This window comes from Xenorhabdus sp. SGI 60 (genome assembly GCF_056632175.1).
Genome location: NZ_CP196860.1, coordinates 1,180,017 through 1,195,530 on the forward strand (window position 1 = coordinate 1,180,017; position 15,514 = coordinate 1,195,530).

Annotated in this window: 20 protein-coding genes and 3 pseudogenes; 3 read left to right on the forward strand and 20 right to left on the reverse strand. The window is 51.7% G+C overall.

Annotated elements, in window-relative coordinates:
- Nucleotides 1–5: 5 nt before the first annotated feature.
- The 19 genes and pseudogenes from ACSJJG_RS05635 to ACSJJG_RS05725 form a co-directional block, all read right to left on the reverse strand.
- Complete coding sequence (locus tag ACSJJG_RS05635; RefSeq protein WP_481088735.1) at nucleotides 6–662, reverse strand: phage tail protein; 657 nt, start codon at nucleotides 660–662, stop codon at nucleotides 6–8.
- Nucleotides 655–1,839 (reverse strand): baseplate J/gp47 family protein, encoded by a 1,185-nt coding sequence (locus ACSJJG_RS05640; RefSeq protein ID WP_481088736.1) that lies wholly within the window; start codon nucleotides 1,837–1,839, stop codon nucleotides 655–657. Before ACSJJG_RS05640 ends, ACSJJG_RS05635 begins: the two co-directional genes overlap by 8 nt.
- Nucleotides 1,829–2,164 carry a DUF2590 family protein gene (locus ACSJJG_RS05645; RefSeq protein ID WP_481088737.1) on the reverse strand — a complete coding sequence of 112 codons (336 nt, stop codon included), beginning with the start codon at nucleotides 2,162–2,164 and terminating at the stop codon, nucleotides 1,829–1,831. The genes ACSJJG_RS05640 and ACSJJG_RS05645 overlap by 11 nt, the downstream gene beginning before the upstream one ends.
- Nucleotides 2,157–4,307, reverse strand: coding sequence for a phage tail tape measure protein (locus tag ACSJJG_RS05650; RefSeq protein ID WP_481088738.1), 2,151 nt, complete (start codon nucleotides 4,305–4,307; stop codon nucleotides 2,157–2,159). The genes ACSJJG_RS05645 and ACSJJG_RS05650 overlap by 8 nt, the downstream gene beginning before the upstream one ends.
- Complete coding sequence (locus tag ACSJJG_RS05655; protein WP_481090384.1) at nucleotides 4,304–4,477, reverse strand: DUF6890 family protein; 174 nt, start codon at nucleotides 4,475–4,477, stop codon at nucleotides 4,304–4,306. The genes ACSJJG_RS05650 and ACSJJG_RS05655 overlap by 4 nt, the downstream gene beginning before the upstream one ends.
- Before the next feature lie 17 nt (nucleotides 4,478–4,494).
- Complete coding sequence (locus ACSJJG_RS05660; RefSeq protein WP_481088739.1) at nucleotides 4,495–4,764, reverse strand: putative phage tail assembly chaperone; 270 nt, start codon at nucleotides 4,762–4,764, stop codon at nucleotides 4,495–4,497.
- A gap of 102 nt (nucleotides 4,765–4,866) precedes the next feature.
- Nucleotides 4,867–5,256: a hypothetical protein gene (locus ACSJJG_RS05665; RefSeq protein ID WP_481088740.1), complete on the reverse strand. Its 390-nt coding sequence runs from the start codon at nucleotides 5,254–5,256 to the stop codon at nucleotides 4,867–4,869.
- Nucleotides 5,253–5,591 (reverse strand): M15 family metallopeptidase, encoded by a 339-nt coding sequence (locus tag ACSJJG_RS05670; RefSeq protein ID WP_481088741.1) that lies wholly within the window; start codon nucleotides 5,589–5,591, stop codon nucleotides 5,253–5,255. Before ACSJJG_RS05670 ends, ACSJJG_RS05665 begins: the two co-directional genes overlap by 4 nt.
- On the reverse strand, nucleotides 5,588–5,881 hold the full coding sequence (locus tag ACSJJG_RS05675; protein ID WP_481088742.1) for a phage holin family protein: 294 nt from the start codon (nucleotides 5,879–5,881) through the stop codon (nucleotides 5,588–5,590). Before ACSJJG_RS05675 ends, ACSJJG_RS05670 begins: the two co-directional genes overlap by 4 nt.
- A 12-nt stretch (nucleotides 5,882–5,893) precedes the next feature.
- Complete coding sequence (locus ACSJJG_RS05680; RefSeq protein ID WP_099117085.1) at nucleotides 5,894–6,349, reverse strand: DUF2597 family protein; 456 nt, start codon at nucleotides 6,347–6,349, stop codon at nucleotides 5,894–5,896.
- A complete protein-coding gene (locus ACSJJG_RS05685; RefSeq protein WP_481090385.1) occupies nucleotides 6,346–7,470 on the reverse strand; it encodes a DUF2586 domain-containing protein in 1,125 nt (374 codons plus the stop codon). Before ACSJJG_RS05685 ends, ACSJJG_RS05680 begins: the two co-directional genes overlap by 4 nt.
- A gap of 27 nt (nucleotides 7,471–7,497) precedes the next feature.
- Nucleotides 7,498–8,173 (reverse strand): annotated as a pseudogene (locus tag ACSJJG_RS05690) (hypothetical protein).
- Entirely contained in the window at nucleotides 8,166–8,669 is a 504-nt protein-coding gene (locus ACSJJG_RS05695; protein ID WP_481088743.1) for a phage tail protein, read from the reverse strand. Before ACSJJG_RS05695 ends, ACSJJG_RS05690 begins: the two are co-directional and overlap by 8 nt.
- A complete protein-coding gene (locus ACSJJG_RS05700; protein ID WP_481088744.1) occupies nucleotides 8,666–9,118 on the reverse strand; it encodes a head completion/stabilization protein in 453 nt (150 codons plus the stop codon). Before ACSJJG_RS05700 ends, ACSJJG_RS05695 begins: the two co-directional genes overlap by 4 nt.
- A gap of 102 nt (nucleotides 9,119–9,220) precedes the next feature.
- Complete coding sequence (gene gpM, locus ACSJJG_RS05705; RefSeq protein WP_481088745.1) at nucleotides 9,221–9,928, reverse strand: phage terminase small subunit; 708 nt, start codon at nucleotides 9,926–9,928, stop codon at nucleotides 9,221–9,223.
- A complete protein-coding gene (locus ACSJJG_RS05710) occupies nucleotides 9,928–10,989 on the reverse strand; it encodes a phage major capsid protein, P2 family (protein WP_481088746.1) in 1,062 nt (353 codons plus the stop codon). Before ACSJJG_RS05710 ends, gpM begins: the two co-directional genes overlap by 1 nt.
- Before the next feature lie 126 nt (nucleotides 10,990–11,115).
- A complete protein-coding gene (locus ACSJJG_RS05715) occupies nucleotides 11,116–11,400 on the reverse strand; it encodes a hypothetical protein (protein WP_481090486.1) in 285 nt (94 codons plus the stop codon).
- A complete protein-coding gene (locus ACSJJG_RS05720; RefSeq protein ID WP_481088747.1) occupies nucleotides 11,354–11,770 on the reverse strand; it encodes a GPO family capsid scaffolding protein in 417 nt (138 codons plus the stop codon). The genes ACSJJG_RS05715 and ACSJJG_RS05720 overlap by 47 nt, the downstream gene beginning before the upstream one ends.
- Nucleotides 11,770–11,940: pseudogene (locus ACSJJG_RS05725) on the reverse strand (hypothetical protein); the annotation flags it as partial. The pseudogene ACSJJG_RS05725 and the gene ACSJJG_RS05720, both read right to left, overlap by 1 nt.
- Before the next feature lie 85 nt (nucleotides 11,941–12,025).
- Between ACSJJG_RS05725 and ACSJJG_RS05730 the strand changes: the two are divergent.
- The 3 genes and pseudogenes from ACSJJG_RS05730 (at nucleotide 12,026) to ACSJJG_RS05740 (ending at nucleotide 15,155) form a co-directional block, all read left to right on the forward strand.
- Nucleotides 12,026–13,807, forward strand: a pseudogene (locus tag ACSJJG_RS05730) (terminase large subunit domain-containing protein).
- Complete coding sequence (locus ACSJJG_RS05735) at nucleotides 13,807–14,838, forward strand: phage portal protein (RefSeq protein WP_481090386.1); 1,032 nt, start codon at nucleotides 13,807–13,809, stop codon at nucleotides 14,836–14,838. The pseudogene ACSJJG_RS05730 and the gene ACSJJG_RS05735 overlap by 1 nt, the downstream one beginning before the upstream one ends.
- Complete coding sequence (locus ACSJJG_RS05740) at nucleotides 14,835–15,155, forward strand: Ogr/Delta-like zinc finger protein (RefSeq protein WP_481088748.1); 321 nt, start codon at nucleotides 14,835–14,837, stop codon at nucleotides 15,153–15,155. The genes ACSJJG_RS05735 and ACSJJG_RS05740 overlap by 4 nt, the downstream gene beginning before the upstream one ends.
- Here the strand turns inward: ACSJJG_RS05740 and ACSJJG_RS05745 are convergent.
- Nucleotides 15,126–15,347, reverse strand: a complete 222-nt coding sequence (locus tag ACSJJG_RS05745) for a hypothetical protein (RefSeq protein ID WP_481088749.1) — start codon at nucleotides 15,345–15,347, stop codon at nucleotides 15,126–15,128. The genes ACSJJG_RS05740 and ACSJJG_RS05745 overlap by 30 nt on opposite strands.
- Between the last annotated feature and the right edge of the window lie 167 nt (nucleotides 15,348–15,514).

Below are 15,514 nucleotides of genomic sequence, written 5' to 3' on the forward strand. Positions count from 1 at the left end.
TTTCCTTATAATGACGCACCGTAGGTCACAGTCGGTGCGGTATGTTCCTTGAGGCTGGCATTGTCACAGACGGCAACGCCCGCAATATGCCCGACCCGTAATAACAGGGGTTGTGTCGGGAGGGCAGCGGCATAACAGCCATAGTCAGCGCCCACGCTCCCCACACGCATAATCAATTGATTTTTGGCGATCACTTCAAAACGGTAGCGGCGGCAGGTGCGACCATACTGGCGGATGATGTTCATCAGCAAATCGGGGTTAGCCGCTATTTGGCCGTCACTGAGGCGCAGGATAATCACATCCCAGTCAATGCCTGGCTGACGCTCCAGCAATTCCACATAGCCCACGCCCAGCCGCGCAAAGATGGCAATAAAGCCTGCGATACTGCCCGCGTCCCTGGCGTTGATAAAGGCGTACTTCACCCGCTTGCGAAACAACGCCAGTGGTTCCCCGTTAAAGCGCTGGGTATCCCGCTGGTACGCCAGCATCGACAACAACGCTTCGGAGCAGGTTTCCGCATCCAGTTGCGCCAGCGGCCATTTAAGCCAGCTATAAACCGCTGTCCAGAATGCCCGCGCCGCACTGAGCAACTTGGCGGGTTCGCCCTTGTCCATCCATGAGGGTAAGGCCAGCCGCTTAAGGCGTTCCCGGAACTCAGACATTTTTCACCGCCACAGACAACGATTGCAGCCGGGGCACACTCAGCTCACTGAGGATGTCGCCCAGTGAAAAGGTCAGTGACTCAATGTCGGTGAATTCACGGTGTATCTCACGCCCCAGATTCGAAAAGGAAAAGCGCGAGTACGGCCAGGTCTTTTTAACCTGATAGTCGGTATTTTCCCGAAAGGCGCAGCGGATCAGATTGCTGACATCGGTTTTCAGGGTAGCGATTTGTTCCTGGCTGTAGTTCGCCCTATTCGCCACAAACAACGTCACGGTTAGCGCATGATGCGTTTCCGGCATCGGCAGGCACTGCATATCATCGCCGTGCCCGTGATGCCCCTGATTGCTGATGTAATCGTTCACCGCCGCAATAAAGGGCTGGCTGATGACCCCCGAATCCAGCAACAGGTAGGCATTCGCCGTGCCTGCCCCACGGGGCGCATCATGCAGAAAGAAAATACGGTCAATGCTTAAGCCTGCCACCGTCGCAATCATGCCCCGGTAAACCGCATCGGTATGGTAGTTACCCACGAGGTTATACTGGTTGCGGCAACGGTCACGCAGGTCATCATCGGATTCGGCATCTGCACCGGGCGTTAACAGCCAGCCTTCTTCATTCTGCACTCGTTCAACGCCGGACACGGCCACAGGCAGGATGCGAAAATAACCGGGGGCCAGGTTAAAGGCCCCGCCCGCGGCGTCGGCCGTCACGGGCAGTAAAGCACTGCTGACCCCTTCGGCCATCACGATACTTTCCGTGATGCTGACCCGGTAGATTTCGCCATTAATGCGCTCCGTCTGAATAACCGTTCCGGCAGGCACGGTCACCGCCGAAGCCCCTGCGGCTTTATAGAAACGGATCACCCCAAGGGCGGCCGAGGCAGGTTTACGTTTCAGGTTCACGCCCCAGGCGAACATATCCAGCCAAGTGCCCGATGCCGTCGCCAGGTACATGTTTTTCAGCGTGACGTTGATTAACGCTTCCTTGAGCCACAGCACCGGGCGCGTGACAAGGGTGTTAATCAGCCGCCAGAACGGCGACATGCGCGAGGTGTTGGTCACCAGACCCGCTGCATCCACGACCTGAGCAAAGGCTTTGCTGATATCGGCTTCCGTGGTCGGCATCCCGCTGTCACGCAAGACCTTTTCATAATCTATCGTCGGTTTAGTGTCCATGCCCCACACTCACACTCAGGCGGCCAAAATCATAGGTTTCCGCCGTGATCCATAACAAAGTCTGCGACGCTTCATTAATCGTGACCGTACCCGGAATAATCCGCTCATCATCCTCAACCAGAATTTCTATCTGAGTGCGGATATCGGCACGCAGGGTCGGGCTGCGTTCGGCAACCAGCGCCGTAGCCAGGCCGCTTTCAAGGATGGCATGAACACAATCCTGACCGACCGACACGCGGTTATTGCAAAAGCGCGGCTCATTCCCAGAGTTGAGCGTAAAATTGCCGCCCGTGATCCATAAATCAATGTATTTCGGCTCATCCATAAGCCACCTGTTCCCATTCTGTGAGTTGTGCCGGTGTGACGTTGCCCTTCACATTCAGTGTCACATTTTCAATCCGGCGACTGTTATCCGTGATGGTCTGTGAATGCGTTGTCACCGCTTTCATCAGACCCTGCTTGCCAATGCCCTGCGTTTTCCCGCCTGTTAATACGCCCTCAGTTTCGGGCGGCTTCATGGCTTTCACCGGCTGGATCATCGCTTGAGGCTGCCCCTGCAAAATCCCGCTGGGCTGAATCATTAATTTGGGATGATTTGCGCCCATGCCCATATTGGGTACTGCCGCGCCTCCCATGACTTTGGGCTGTTCCTGCACCGGAGCCGCCGCTTTTCCGGTCGGTTCGGTGACCGTCTTCTCAATAGCCTGGGTTTCAATATTGATGCCGGGAATGTAATTCAACTTGTCGATAATCCAATGGTAGGCGTCCCCAAACGACCCTTTCAGCCAGTCCCATAAGCCACCAAAGAGATTGCTGACACTGTCCACCATGCCGGAAAACGTATCCGCCAGTGAAAAGTTGCTGAACCAGTTACAGAGGTTATCCCACGCCTCACCAATCCAGGCAAAGACCGCCCCGAAGATCTCACCAACCCATTTCACACAAGCCGCGATAACCTTAAAGGCCGTCGTGTTCATGATGGCCGCCTTGATGGTATCCCAATGCTTAATCAGCAGGTAGATGCCGACAGCCAGCAACGCAATCGCCGCGATAATCAGCAGGATCGGCCACGTCATAAAACTGAATGAGATACCCGCTAATATGGCCTGCATACGGACAGCTATCAATGTATTGCGTAATATTCTCAGTCCGACGTTCCAGACGGTAACCGCGCCGTTACACAGCCACACCGCCGCCGTCCACAGCTTCATCACCAGCGTACAGGCTGCCCAAATACCCTTAAGGCCCATCCAGATAAATTTAGATACCCCCATCACGATATTGGCGGCCGCACCTGCGGCGGCAAAACTCAATATGCCCACCGCGATATACCCGATCCAACGGGCGATATTGGGAAACAGTTTCAGCCAGCGCACCACCAATTGACTGGTATTGGCCATCTGGTTCACCAATGGGGCAATCACCGGTAACAGGGTTGTGCCAATGGCAATACGGATATTTTCCCAAATCGCATGCAGCCGTTCCCACGGGTTCGCCATCTGTTCGGCCATCTCCTGTGTGCGTTTCATGCCATCGTTGGCGCCCAGTGCGGTCATGTTCTTGCGCAGCATATCGACATTGCCGTAAAGCTGTTTGACCACCACGGCCGAATCGCCAAAGGCGTCCTCAATTTCGGCCTGTGCCTTCAGGTTACCTTCAATGCTCTTGCCGTATTTGGCCTGGAGCTTCTCCAGCATGTCCGGCATCGACAGCAATTTCCCCGACGCATTGACAAAACTGAGTCCCAGTTTTTTCGCACTCGCTTCGGCGCTACCGATAAACGACTCATAGGCACCACTGGATTCACTGCCCAGCGAGCGTTGCAATTCCCCCAACACGGCCAACTGCTCATCAATGCCAACACCAAACTGGGTCCCGGCCGCGCGTGCCCCTTCCATAGCATCCGCTATTTCGGTCATGGACATGCCGAACGTTTTTGACATCACCACCGCCTTGCCAGCCAGTTCCTCGGCAAACTGGAGATGCCCCACTGCGTTGGCCTGGCTGGAGAACTGCGCAAACATTTTCCCCATATAACCCGCGGTATCGCTGGCACTGGATTTCAGGGCGGCGGCGGTTGTGTTGGCAATGTGGGTCATCTGAGGCAAGTCGCTGTGTGACAACACGCCGATCGCCTTACTGATTTCCGATGCCGACTGCACAAACTCAATGGACGATTTGCCGTACTGGGAGCTAAACGTCATGGCATCTTTGGCGACCTTATCCATCACGCTGCTGTCAATGCCCTGCAAAGACGCCGATTTCAGCGCCTCATCCATTTCAATGGCCGGATCAAGAAAGCCCTTGATAGACCAGAACGACGCCGCCAGTCCCGCCCCGCCCACGGCCAATTTCTCAAAGGCGCCTTGTGAAGACTGGGCGAACCCTGACACCGCTGCCTGGGCTTTCGCCAGCGGTTGGGTGATCTTATCAATCAGGCTTAAGGTAAAATCTAATTGCCCACTCATGGTTCACCCTTGAACGCCAATGCGATGCCGTTTGCCGTCGCAATGCGCATATTTTCCCAATAACGATTATCCAGCCAAATAGCCCGGGCTAAATTTTCCGTATTATCTGTTTCATTCGGTAAATAATGACGGCGTAATATTAAAGCCTGCTCGAATAAACTCGCTTCAATGGCCTTAACCCGTGCATTTAGTTTTTTATTTCGATCTCCAGTTTAGGGGCATATTCCGAATTCACCCGCTCCACAATCTGCATGGCCGCACCGGGGATTTGCAGGAACTCATCCAGCGCGGCTTTAGCCGCAGGTTGCACGATGCGGCGTAAGTAAGTGACAATCGGCACAATTTTATTATCCAGCGTCATGTCATTAATCATGCTGTTATAGGCAATAATATTCGGTTCAAATTTAATGTCAGTTTCGCCAATCATTAAGGTGATAATTTTATTTTCTTTACTCATGATTTAATTCCTTTCCTTTTATTTATTTCATCCACTAATTGATTATGCCGGGCGGCGCAATGGCCATATATCTGGACATAATCAATGACAATATTCGCTAAATTATTTCCGGTCATTCCCGCCAGTCGGGGTAACCGTTCCTGACAGGTTGTCAGCAGGCTTTCCTGATAAGGTACGCTCGACCCGTTCGGCGGTATCGTTGTACATCCTGACAAACTCAGGGCTAACGCACACAGCAGTAAAAACAGGCTTAACCACCTCAGTCCGTATTTCTCTGGGGGCAGCATGGGCGATCTCCTCCAGTTTACCTTCCAGTTGCCGGGCGGAAGCGCTGGCAATGGCCTGCAATGCCTGCCGGATATTCTCTCCGGTTTTCGCTGCCCGTGTGATGTTCAGTTCCACGCTGTCACGGTAATAACCATTCACGCGCCAGCCCGCAACGAACGCCAATGCCACGATGAGGAAATAGAGCGTCCGCGCCTTAAGCATCATTTCACCCCGTTATGGGCCAGCGAGAAATGATTGCCATCGGGACGGGAGAAACGCCCGCCCCATGTGCCGCCGAGCGACTCCCAATATTCCCCCAATGGCAAGTAGGCCTGACTGTGGGTCTGGTATTTGCCCTGGATAAACAGATTCAGATCAACCGCCAGACGCTGGGTATGCAGGCTATGGGCAATGCCCGTCCCTGTTTGCGCATTCAGTTTCGCCTGCTCCGGTGTCCGGTAGGCTTCCCCGAACGTCACGCGATAGCCGCGCTCATCCGCCCATAAAATAAGCTGGGCGATCAAGACGGCAAATAACTGCTGTTTCTCACTCAGTGTCATGGCTTTAACTTCCCTGTCAGTAAGGCGCTGCCGCGCTTCTGTAACCAGACCTCAACCAACTGATAGCCGGCAATCCCTAATGCGCTGCCAATCCCCGTGACCGCTATCGGGCTGATACCCGGCCACCAAATCAACAAGGCACCTGCCATCACTGACACCGCCGAACCGAGGATCACGCGACCGATAAACAGCCGTAAGGTGATGGGTTCATTGCCGGTCAGCATTTTGCCTAACGCAATCAGTGCCCCCAATAGCACCAGCGTGACAAAGGTTTTTTCATGTTCTTCCATGAACCGCCATCCTTAGCCAATCAAACTTTGTGTCAGTTCCGCTTCCAGATAGGGAATGCCGTTAATGCGCACAAAATCCGGTGAGGTGACGACAAACTTGACCTTATGGGTCATGACGCTGCCGCCTTTTGGGTCAACGTCGAGAATGTCACTGACAATCAGCTTGCAACCGTAGGCTTCGACCTTGATTTCCTCGTTGCCCGCTTTGGCGTACCACATTAAATCGACGGGCTGAATGCCGCGCCATGACCCCGCCGAACGGGCTTTGGCGGTCACAATCTCCAGATATTTGGTGCTGAGTTCAATCTCCCCTTCCGCCGCCACATCCCCGGCGATATAGCCATCCGGTACGCCCTGCGTCTGCGCGGCGGCGGTGTTGTCGGTAATGGACAGGTTGACCTTTTCCGCATGAACCAGATCCCCGTCCATATTAAAATCAATCGACTGGCCTGAAATACGTTGGCTCATGCGCTTTTCTCCAGCTGGCTGTCCAGCAACAGACTGACCGATATTCCTTTCGGGCATTCATAGGTGCGGATAGTGATATAAATCTCCACGGTGTTTTTATTGCGCCAGGTAATAGCGACATCGCCGTCTTTCGGTGACTTCACTTCGCCCGGAAACGTCACCCCGTTAATTTCAGTACTGCGTGACATTTCACGCAAGGTGCGGGCAAAGTAAGCCTGATGCGTGGCAACGCTGCCCGGCGTACTGTTTAAGCTGCGGTCGGCAATTTTGGCAATCGCCTGCAACCGCACACGGCGGGCAACCTTATCCACGACCCGCAAATTTTCGATACTCTGGTAGTCCCCGCCTTCCACGTCCAGCGTGCGGCCATCTGACCAGTACAATCCGTCATAATCGGGATACCACATCGGCACACTGAAACGCAGTTTTTCCAGTGCCTGTAAGGTGGCCAAATCAATCGGCGCGCCTGTACCATCCAAAGGAAAATCGGCTGAACCCAAATCCATCAGGGCACCTGTCTGTACCCGCGCCGGGCTGTCTGCCACGGTCACGGCGCGGTTACACAAACGCCCGGCCAGTACGCCCGCCTCATTGCCCCACAGGCACGGCACCAATTGCACCGATGACACGGCTTCCCCTTTTTGCAATTCCGCCAGTCGGTTCACGTAATCCGCCCATGGCTCTTTGGATTGCGGGCCATCCACGGTCAGGATCGCCCACTGCCAGCGACCAAACTTGGCGATGGTGTTGGCACGCAGGGTTTGCGCTGCCTTGATAACCGCTTTAGTGGCGCCAAGGGTCAGCACATAGCCCTCAACGCTGGCGACCGTCTGCGCGGCGGTCACTGCCTCGATAAAGGCCAGTTCATCCGCCGCGTCGGGCAAAATATGCACATAGCCCGACCAGTTTTGCCCCGCGTTGGCCATTGCCGCCAGTACGTGACGTTTGAGGGCGGTTTGTGCCGTTCCCAGCACGGCATCAAAGTCCGTTTGGGTATTGACGGCAATCGTCTTGCCTGTGTGGGTTTTGCCCGTCCCGACAAAGAGCAATACCCGCTCAATTTCCCGGGTTTCGCCTTGCAGTTGGTTAACCTGGTTAACCTGAACATGTGGCCACATAATTTAATCCTTTATCTTATGTCTCGTGGTTTATCTTTGCCCACCGTAATTAATACCTTGTAGTACTCTTTCCAGCGCCTTAACAAAATCCTCTTGGTTTATACCCAAAAATTCGCGCGCAGGAAGATCAATAGTCCATGTTTTTTTAGGAGCTTTTCCACTCAAGATTCGAATAAATTACCCCGCCTGCCAAAAACTCATGACACCCGTGATATTTTTTTGCGCTGGTGCTTTCCATCCCTTTCCCTTTCTGACCTTATAACCCAATGAGAGTAATTTTTTAGCCTGTTGTTTTTCCGCGCTTTTTTTGCTTCTATCACGGGGAGTTTTACTGTGACCGCTTTGTAAAGCGATAGCCATTTTGTTGGGCGACCACCTACCACCCCAGCAGGGATTGATTTTTTCCCGCTACGGTATCCTCCCCCCTTTAAGTAAAGACGGACACCCTGAATTTCCGGCATATGCTTGACATGTAAGATTTTCGGTAATTTTTCCAGCATTTCTGTTTTCTCTTACCTTTTCTCGCAGGCCACGGCTGCCCTTCCGGTGTCTGTTGTTTCGCGACATAACGTTTAGCTGCCGCGATAACTCCCTGCTTCGCCAATCTCATCATTAACGTCCGTTTTTTATTGGGCGTTAAATCAAGCTGTTTCAGTTCATTTTGCAGGTATTTCAGTTGCCCTTTGTTAATCTGTCCACTAAACATGATTTACTGCCCCAATCCGTGCACCTGTTTCATCCACGCTGTGAACTGCGCCTTGTTCAGCAAACCAAATCTCTGTGGCTGCCAGTGACCAGTGTTTGCCATCAAACGGGATCATGCCCTTAGGGTTTTCCCGTATCACCACAGGTTCAGCCAAAGAAAGCGTCACAATGACTACGGCTGTTTCACCATCAACATCAACTGTCAGTGTTGGCCGTTCCTGCTCGACATTGGCATCACCGAAACGATTTCCCTGAGTGGTTAACCATGAATCAATCAGCAGCGGAATATTGCGCGGATCGCACTCCCGATACGGAAAACGTCCCCAGGCAATCACCGCCTCATATTGCTGGACAAACATCTGGTATTGCCCCAGCCCTAAATCCCGCTGTGCCGGAATAAAGCGGATTTCATCCATTTCACTGGTAAATTCCGTCTCGCAAATCCGTTCCGGCAGGTTTTCCCGTAAAAAAGCCGTTAATTGCTGTAATTTGCTCATATTGAACGCACCGTGACACGTTTATGCCCTTTCATATTGCGCAGTACCACTGCGGCCTCAGCCAGCAGACGGGGACGGACTTCCGGGCTTTCCTGTCCCGGATGGGGGGCACGGCTGACCAGTGAAGTATATTCCCCCAATAAATCGGCTTTTGCCCGCGCATAAACCGCTTTTTTATACTGACTGACCAGCGCCGTATTGCCGTTAATGGAAATACCTGACACCTCAGCGGCGTTCTGGTAACCTTGGGCCTGTAAGCTGGCTTTCAGGCGTTGCAAATCAAGGTTGATCTCCGCCACCGTTGCCAGCAGCGCATTCGCCAGCATGTCGTTATCCAAATCAGGCGGTAATTTGCGATTGACCTGAAACTCCCGCAAATTCAAGTCCGGCCAAAAACCATCATTAGTGAGCGGGGCATCCCGATAATCCACCGTGTTGCCATTAAACATCGGTCATTCTCTCCCTGAAAAAAAGCGGGCTGTCCGGTTTCCACGGCCATCAGCAATCAATTGCTCTGCCTCCACCGCGCCCGCTCCGGCTTGCGGTAGTCGTTACGATTCGGTTGTCAGTGCCCGTATCCGGGCGGCAATCCTTTGCCGATAGGTTTTCACGCCGGAGGCCGGGTTGCATTGATGGGCTTTTGCTAACCAACTATCGGCTTGCTCCAGCACATCTAACCTATCCACTGAACTGGCTTTAATGTCGGTGTTATCCCCTTTTATCAGGTGCAAAGCGGCAAATTTGTAGTATTTGGCCTTGATTTTCTCGTGTACTGTCCATTTTTCAGTGACATTCTGAAATGTCCGTGAAAAATAGGGTTCAACGGGGTTCCCGGCTTCCGCTTCCCGTTGTGCCCAAAGCAGCACGGTGTCCGCGACAAAGGCCGGAAAACCACTGCGAAAATTGTCCGGGGTGAGCTGTCCCTGCTCAATGGCAATGTCTGCCCAGTCCAGTCCCTGACTGAATTCCCCGATATCAAATAACCAGATCACGCAGTAGACAAAAATCGGGTTGTGGTACACCTCGCCCTCTGCCAGATAGCGTTGTGCCGTGGGCAGGTAATTGGGCAGCAGTTCCCGCTTTTTCATGTCTACCCGTTCCGCCGTGGTCAGTAACTCACGTAATCGCTTAACATCCTGCCCAATGGCACGGGCTTGCAAGTGCATACTCGCGCCATCGGCAATGGCTACGGCTTGCTGCCGTGCCAGTTTCTGGCGAAGTTCCACTGCTGCCCGGTGTCGTTGAGCGGGTGATAACATTATTCGTGATCCGGTTTTTCATCCGGGACAGCATTCTGCCCCAGTTTTTCAGCCGGCTCTGCCACTGTGCCAATCGTGATGGCATTTTCATCATAGGCTGCATACAATTCCGGCGTTTCCAGTGCGTAACCTTCGTTGCGCAGGTATTTATTTTCGAACTGTTTACGGTCGTCCACAAATTCCGCCTTACGCTGACGGGTATTGCGCTGGGTCAGGATTTGCAGGTTCGGCAACATCGTGACGACCATACGCTTGCCCGGCATAAACGGCGGCACCATCGCCGGACGGCCAGCAATAGAGCTGCCCAGCATCTGCGCGGCGATTTTTTCTGTTGGCCTGTCAGCAGCCTGATAAAGCCGATATTGTTCAGCGGCGACCAAATCCGCGCCAACCAACACCGTTAAGCGGGGGTCATGGCGGAACTGCGGCGGAATACAGGTGTTAATCAGGTCGGAGGCCATCGCATCCAGTGACTTTAAATCGCCGTGTTCATCCAGTGTGACCGGGGTGGTAATAACCTGTTTCCCTTCGTTCCACTCTTTGGCAATCTGATGCCAGCCTTTGTTGACGTCTTCGCCATTCGGGTTAGCTTTGGGATCGGTAGTTTCCGCTACACCCTGACCGTTAAAGCCGACACGCAGCATATCCAGCGCAAAAGATTCATTGGTGAATGCCTGCATTTTCTGGAAGAATTCTTCTTCACTGCCGGAGTTCGCCCAGATAGACAGCAAGTCCCATTTCAGCGCGGCACCGGAATCAGTTTCGGCCAGTTTATACTCATTACCATCGACACCCGTCGCACGGATAAAACGGCCATCTTTTTTACGCCCGGTATAGAGTCCCGGATTACCGACCGATACGACCTGCCCGGAAAGGTGATCTACGTCCGCACAGGTAATCATGTTGAGGAACTCAACCGATTCCAGCAGTGCACTGCGCAGCGCCGTCTCTTTTGGATCAGACAAGGCGAAGTAACGTGAAGTATCAGGAACGCCATAGTCTTCGGCGAGTCCTACAGAATAATTCTGTAAAAAAGCACGTGCCCGTTGATTTAATTGCATAGTTCTTCCCTTCGCTGTTATAGGAAATTAAAACGGGCGTTTTTATTACCTTTCGGATTTTTATTCGGCAATGGCGTGGCAATGTTATTCAGCTTGCCGAAGTTCTTTAAAATTGTGCCCAAATTGTCACGTAAGCGCGCAAATTCTTCGGTATCGACCACTTCTTTCACGGTTTCGACCTCTTCCTGAACCGCTTCTATTTCCTGCTCTGTGGGTCTGCGCGGTTTCCAGTGTCGCCACGCGAGCTTCCAAATCTGCGACGGCCTGAGCCAGTGCCTGCAACGCATCATCACCGGATGTTTCGGTCGAGGTATCGTCCTGCTCTTCAATATTGAAGATACTGCGCCATGATTTTTTAGGTTTTTTACTTAGCCATCTTTGTTCCCTTTTGCTTAAATTCCCTGACCTCATCAATGACCAGCGGTTTATACGCACCGAATCGATGAGATTGTTTCTTTTTACTAAATTGTAGGCGTGTGGTGCCTACACTGGCTGGCGAGTCAGTCACTGCCAGTCCTTCCAGATAGGTTTTGCCGGTGCCGCGAAAATTACCGTTAAGGGTAAACTCCACGGAGGTAAACAGCAGTTGCCCGTCCCGGTTGGCCTCCAACAAGCGGTGATTGGGGCGCAGTTGCGCATAGAGACGCAAAGCGCCCTCATCGCCCCGCTCGGCTTTGACCGCGAGCACTTCCCCCATTGCCCCGAACCAGCGTTCATGTTCCGGCCAATCCGGGCGGTGTACAGTTGCGGATCGTAGAGTTCGGCCGCTTCCAGGATCCATTGCGGCTCGATTGTTCGGCCATCAACGGTGTCGCCCTCCATGGCAATACATATCCAGTTCGTCATTAACTGAGACATATCGCATTCCTTTCGTTTGCTTCGGACACAGTATTGCGAAATCAATCGGTCTGCGCGAGCAGTGCAATTCGGATGAATTCGGATATCACGCATAACCGAATGTAACCGAAGTAAACTGAACGAAAGCCATCTGTTCGCCCTGCATAATGAGGGCACCAAGGAAAGGATGCTTAAGGATATGGCTAAATACTCCCGATGAATTAATAAAAGTAGCGAAGTCGCTTTACCTGCGCCGCTATACGCCGGCTGAAATTGCCGGTGAGTTAAATCTGCCCAATCGGCGGATCATTTACTACTGGGCGGAAAAGTGGCACTGGGCGGATATGCTCAGTCATGAAACGGTGGCTGAGGCCATCAATCGCCGGATTGCCCTGCTCAGTGAACGCAATAGTAAAAACGCCCCCCGAACAGGACGAACTCGACCGCCTGATTACCCATCATGTCAAACTGATGGCGCAGGAAAATAAACATAAAGAAAAACTGGCTGAGATTCAGGCGCGGGCACACGCCGGCAATGACAGCGATCCGGCGTTCTCCGGGAACGGGGAACCGAAGAAAAGAAACGCTATCGCAAAAATGATATCTCTGCCCTGACGAGACTTCCAGACCTTTGTTGACGGCAATTTGTTTGGCTATCAAAAACATCTGCGCACCAACAAGCATAAACAGGTCAGAAATATCTTAAAATCGCGCCAGATTGGAGCAACATGGTATTTTGCGTTTGAAGCCTTTGAAGATGCCGTATTAACAGGCGAAAACCAGGTGTTTTTGTCAGCATCCAAACCTCAGGCGCAAGTCTTCCGCTCTTATATCGTTAACTTTGCTGAACAGCTTTTCGGGATGATCTCTAACGGGTGAGCGTCCGCGCCTGAGTAATGGAGCAGAACTTATTTTCTTATCCACCAATAAGAACACCGCGCAATCTTATTCCGGTCATTTGTATTGTGACGAATATTTCTGGGTACCCGACTTTAAGCGCCTGAATGAAGTCGCCTCTGCTATGGCAACCCATAATCATTGGCGCACGACCTATTTTTCAACACCCAGTGCCAAAACGCATCCGGCTTACCCGTTCTGGACGGGTGACGAATGGCGTGGTAACGATGCCAAACGTAAGAATGTGATATTTCCTACGGTTGATGAGATGCGCGATGGCGGGCGGGATTGCCCTGATGGTCAATGGCGCTATGTCATTACCATGATGGATGCTATCAAGGGCGGATTTAATCTGGCATCTATCGAAAAGCTACGTAACCGCTATAACCAAGATACCTTTAACATGCTCTATATGTGCCAATTTGTGGACAGTGGCACATCCGTCTTCAAATATCACCAACTGGAAAAGTGCGCTGTTGATATCAACCTGTGGGAAGATCACGACCTTGATGCGGCGCGCCCGTTCGGTGAGCGGGAAGTCTGGGGCGGTTTTGACCCGGCGCGCTCCGGTGATACGTCTACCTTTGTGATTGTTGCCCCGCCCCTGATGGCAGACGAGCCTTTTCGCATTTTGGCCACATTTTATTGGCAGGGTATGAACTGGAAACATCAAGCCAAACTGATTGAAGATCTCTTCAACCGTTACCGTTTTACCCATATCGGCATTGATACCACGGGCATTGGTCACGGGGTCTATGAGATGGTGCAGGACTTTGCGCCGCGCCAGACACAGGCGATTCACTACAGCCAGCAGAGCAAAAACCAGCTCGTTATGAAGATGATCGATGTGGTCAGCGAAGAACGCATCGAATGGGACGGCGAACAAAAAGAAATCCTGGCCTCATTCCTGGGTATTCGCCGTACGACCACAGGCAAAGGCGGTGCAATGACCTTTGTTGCTGACCGTTCGCAGGAAACCGGACATTCAGACACGTTCTGGGCAATCTCCCATGCCCTGATGAATGAACCCCTCAATTACGAGAAGAAACGCACCTCCAAATACCAATTTTCAAAGGCCGCATGATGAGCAAGAAAACGTTAAGGAAAACCACCAAAGCAGCACAGACCAACAACCGTCAACGGAAAATGAGCCTGATCACACTGGGTAAACCAGAACCCATACTCACGACCATGACGGATTACCAGAAAATCTGGTATGACAACGATTATGATCATTACACCCTGCCCATTGACCGTCTGGCACTGGCGCAGCTCACCAACATGAACGGGCAACACGGCGGTATTATTTACTCCCGCCACAATATGATTGCCTCGGATTACCTCGGCGGGGGCTTAAGCCACGAACAATTTAAATCCGCCGTGATTAATTTCCTGATTTTCGGGGATGTGGCCATCCTGAAAGTGCGCAACTTCTGGGGTGATATTGTGAGACTGGCGGTGCTGCCCTCCCTTTACCTGCGCCGCCGTAAAGACGGGGATTTTGTCGTCTTGCAGGAAGGTGAGCCATTGGTTTACTCACCGGACGAAGTGATTTTTATCAAGCAATATGATCCCCAGCAGCAGGTTTATGGCTTGCCGGATTATATCGGCGGCATCCATGCGGCCCTGCTCAACTCGGAAGCGACCATCTTTCGCCGTCGCTACTATCATAACGGGGCACATACGGGCGGTATCATCTATACCAATGATCCCAATATCTCTGATGAAACCGAAGAAGAAATCATCAGGAAACTGCAACAAAGCAAAGGGATCGGCAACTTTGACACGCTGTTTGTGAATATTCCCAATGGGGACCCTGACGGCATCAAGTTTATTCCGGTCGGGGACATTTCCGCTAATGATGAGTTTGCCAATGTCAAAAGTATCAGTTCCCAAGATGTGCTGACCGCCCACCGATTCCCGGCAGGGTTGGCAGGTATTATCCCGACCAATACGGCAGGTTTTGGCGACCCGGAAAAGATACGGGAGGCGTATCGAAAAGATGAGGTGATCCCGGTCCAAACCCTGTTTATGAATGCCATAAATCAGGATAATGTACCAGAAACACTACACGTTCATTTTAATCAAGATCGCGTTATTTCGGGTGAAAAATGAGGCTAAAAATGATAAAATCGCGTCAATTCGAGACATTAGGAATGAGGAATATGCGCGTATTAAAAATAATCTGCCCTGAGTGCGGCGCTAAGGCCGTCATTCGCAAAACCAACCGGATGCACCGCGAAATTGCTGATGTGTATTGTTCATGCGCTGATGTTGAGTGTGGTCATACGTTTGTGATGAACCTGACCTTTTCACATACCCTCAGCCCCAGTGCGAAAACTGGGGATATCCTGCTGCGAAATGTGATCAATAATCTCAGTTCGCAGCAGCGCCAGATGGCGTTAGATTTGTTGCAGACTCGTGCCGCATAAGTTTAGTGTTGAGCCACTCTTCAGTGGCTTTTCTCTTTGGGTTTCCAGCTCACTTTTGACTTGCTTAATCAAATCGCCAAGCCAGAACAGGGCAATCTGCCTGTCATTATCATTTAAATATTCCGAACCTCCCATTTTGCAAATTAATTCAATACGGTCTAAAAGAATGGAGGTGTTTAAAAGATCTAACATTTTATTCCTACTATTTGAAATACGACACTTGTAATACTGTATATATAAACAGATGTAATTAATATAATTGCTCTCTGAATTAATTGCATTAGGTAATATTTAATTGTGTGACTTAGCCGATATTTCTAGAATTTTTCACTAAAAACCACGCGTAAATTGATTTTTGA

Bases quoted from the DNA above. Each gene is read 5' to 3' on its own strand.
- ACSJJG_RS05735 (WP_481090386.1), top strand. From the start codon at position 13,807: ATGAGCAAGAAAACGTTAAGGAAAACCACCAAAGCAGCACAGACCAAC.
- ACSJJG_RS05720 (WP_481088747.1), bottom strand. From the start codon at position 11,770: ATGGATCCTGGAAGCGGCCGAACTCTACGATCCGCAACTGTACACCGC.
- ACSJJG_RS05645 (WP_481088737.1), bottom strand. From the start codon at position 2,164: ATGGATGAGCCGAAATACATTGATTTATGGATCACGGGCGGCAATTTT.
- ACSJJG_RS05660 (WP_481088739.1), bottom strand. From the start codon at position 4,764: ATGAGTAAAGAAAATAAAATTATCACCTTAATGATTGGCGAAACTGAC.
- ACSJJG_RS05740 (WP_481088748.1), top strand. From the start codon at position 14,835: ATGAGGCTAAAAATGATAAAATCGCGTCAATTCGAGACATTAGGAATG.
- ACSJJG_RS05680 (WP_099117085.1), bottom strand. From the start codon at position 6,349: ATGAGCCAACGTATTTCAGGCCAGTCGATTGATTTTAATATGGACGGG.
- ACSJJG_RS05640 (WP_481088736.1), bottom strand. From the start codon at position 1,839: ATGGACACTAAACCGACGATAGATTATGAAAAGGTCTTGCGTGACAGC.
- ACSJJG_RS05700 (WP_481088744.1), bottom strand. From the start codon at position 9,118: ATGTTTAATGGCAACACGGTGGATTATCGGGATGCCCCGCTCACTAAT.
- ACSJJG_RS05635 (WP_481088735.1), bottom strand. From the start codon at position 662: ATGTCTGAGTTCCGGGAACGCCTTAAGCGGCTGGCCTTACCCTCATGG.
- ACSJJG_RS05695 (WP_481088743.1), bottom strand. From the start codon at position 8,669: ATGAGCAAATTACAGCAATTAACGGCTTTTTTACGGGAAAACCTGCCG.
- ACSJJG_RS05665 (WP_481088740.1), bottom strand. From the start codon at position 5,256: ATGATGCTTAAGGCGCGGACGCTCTATTTCCTCATCGTGGCATTGGCG.
- ACSJJG_RS05650 (WP_481088738.1), bottom strand. From the start codon at position 4,307: ATGAGTGGGCAATTAGATTTTACCTTAAGCCTGATTGATAAGATCACC.
- ACSJJG_RS05675 (WP_481088742.1), bottom strand. From the start codon at position 5,881: ATGGAAGAACATGAAAAAACCTTTGTCACGCTGGTGCTATTGGGGGCA.
- ACSJJG_RS05710 (WP_481088746.1), bottom strand. From the start codon at position 10,989: ATGCAATTAAATCAACGGGCACGTGCTTTTTTACAGAATTATTCTGTA.
- ACSJJG_RS05745 (WP_481088749.1), bottom strand. From the start codon at position 15,347: ATGTTAGATCTTTTAAACACCTCCATTCTTTTAGACCGTATTGAATTA.
- gpM (WP_481088745.1), bottom strand. From the start codon at position 9,928: ATGTTATCACCCGCTCAACGACACCGGGCAGCAGTGGAACTTCGCCAG.
- ACSJJG_RS05715 (WP_481090486.1), bottom strand. From the start codon at position 11,400: ATGAGGTCAGGGAATTTAAGCAAAAGGGAACAAAGATGGCTAAGTAAA.
- ACSJJG_RS05670 (WP_481088741.1), bottom strand. From the start codon at position 5,591: ATGACACTGAGTGAGAAACAGCAGTTATTTGCCGTCTTGATCGCCCAG.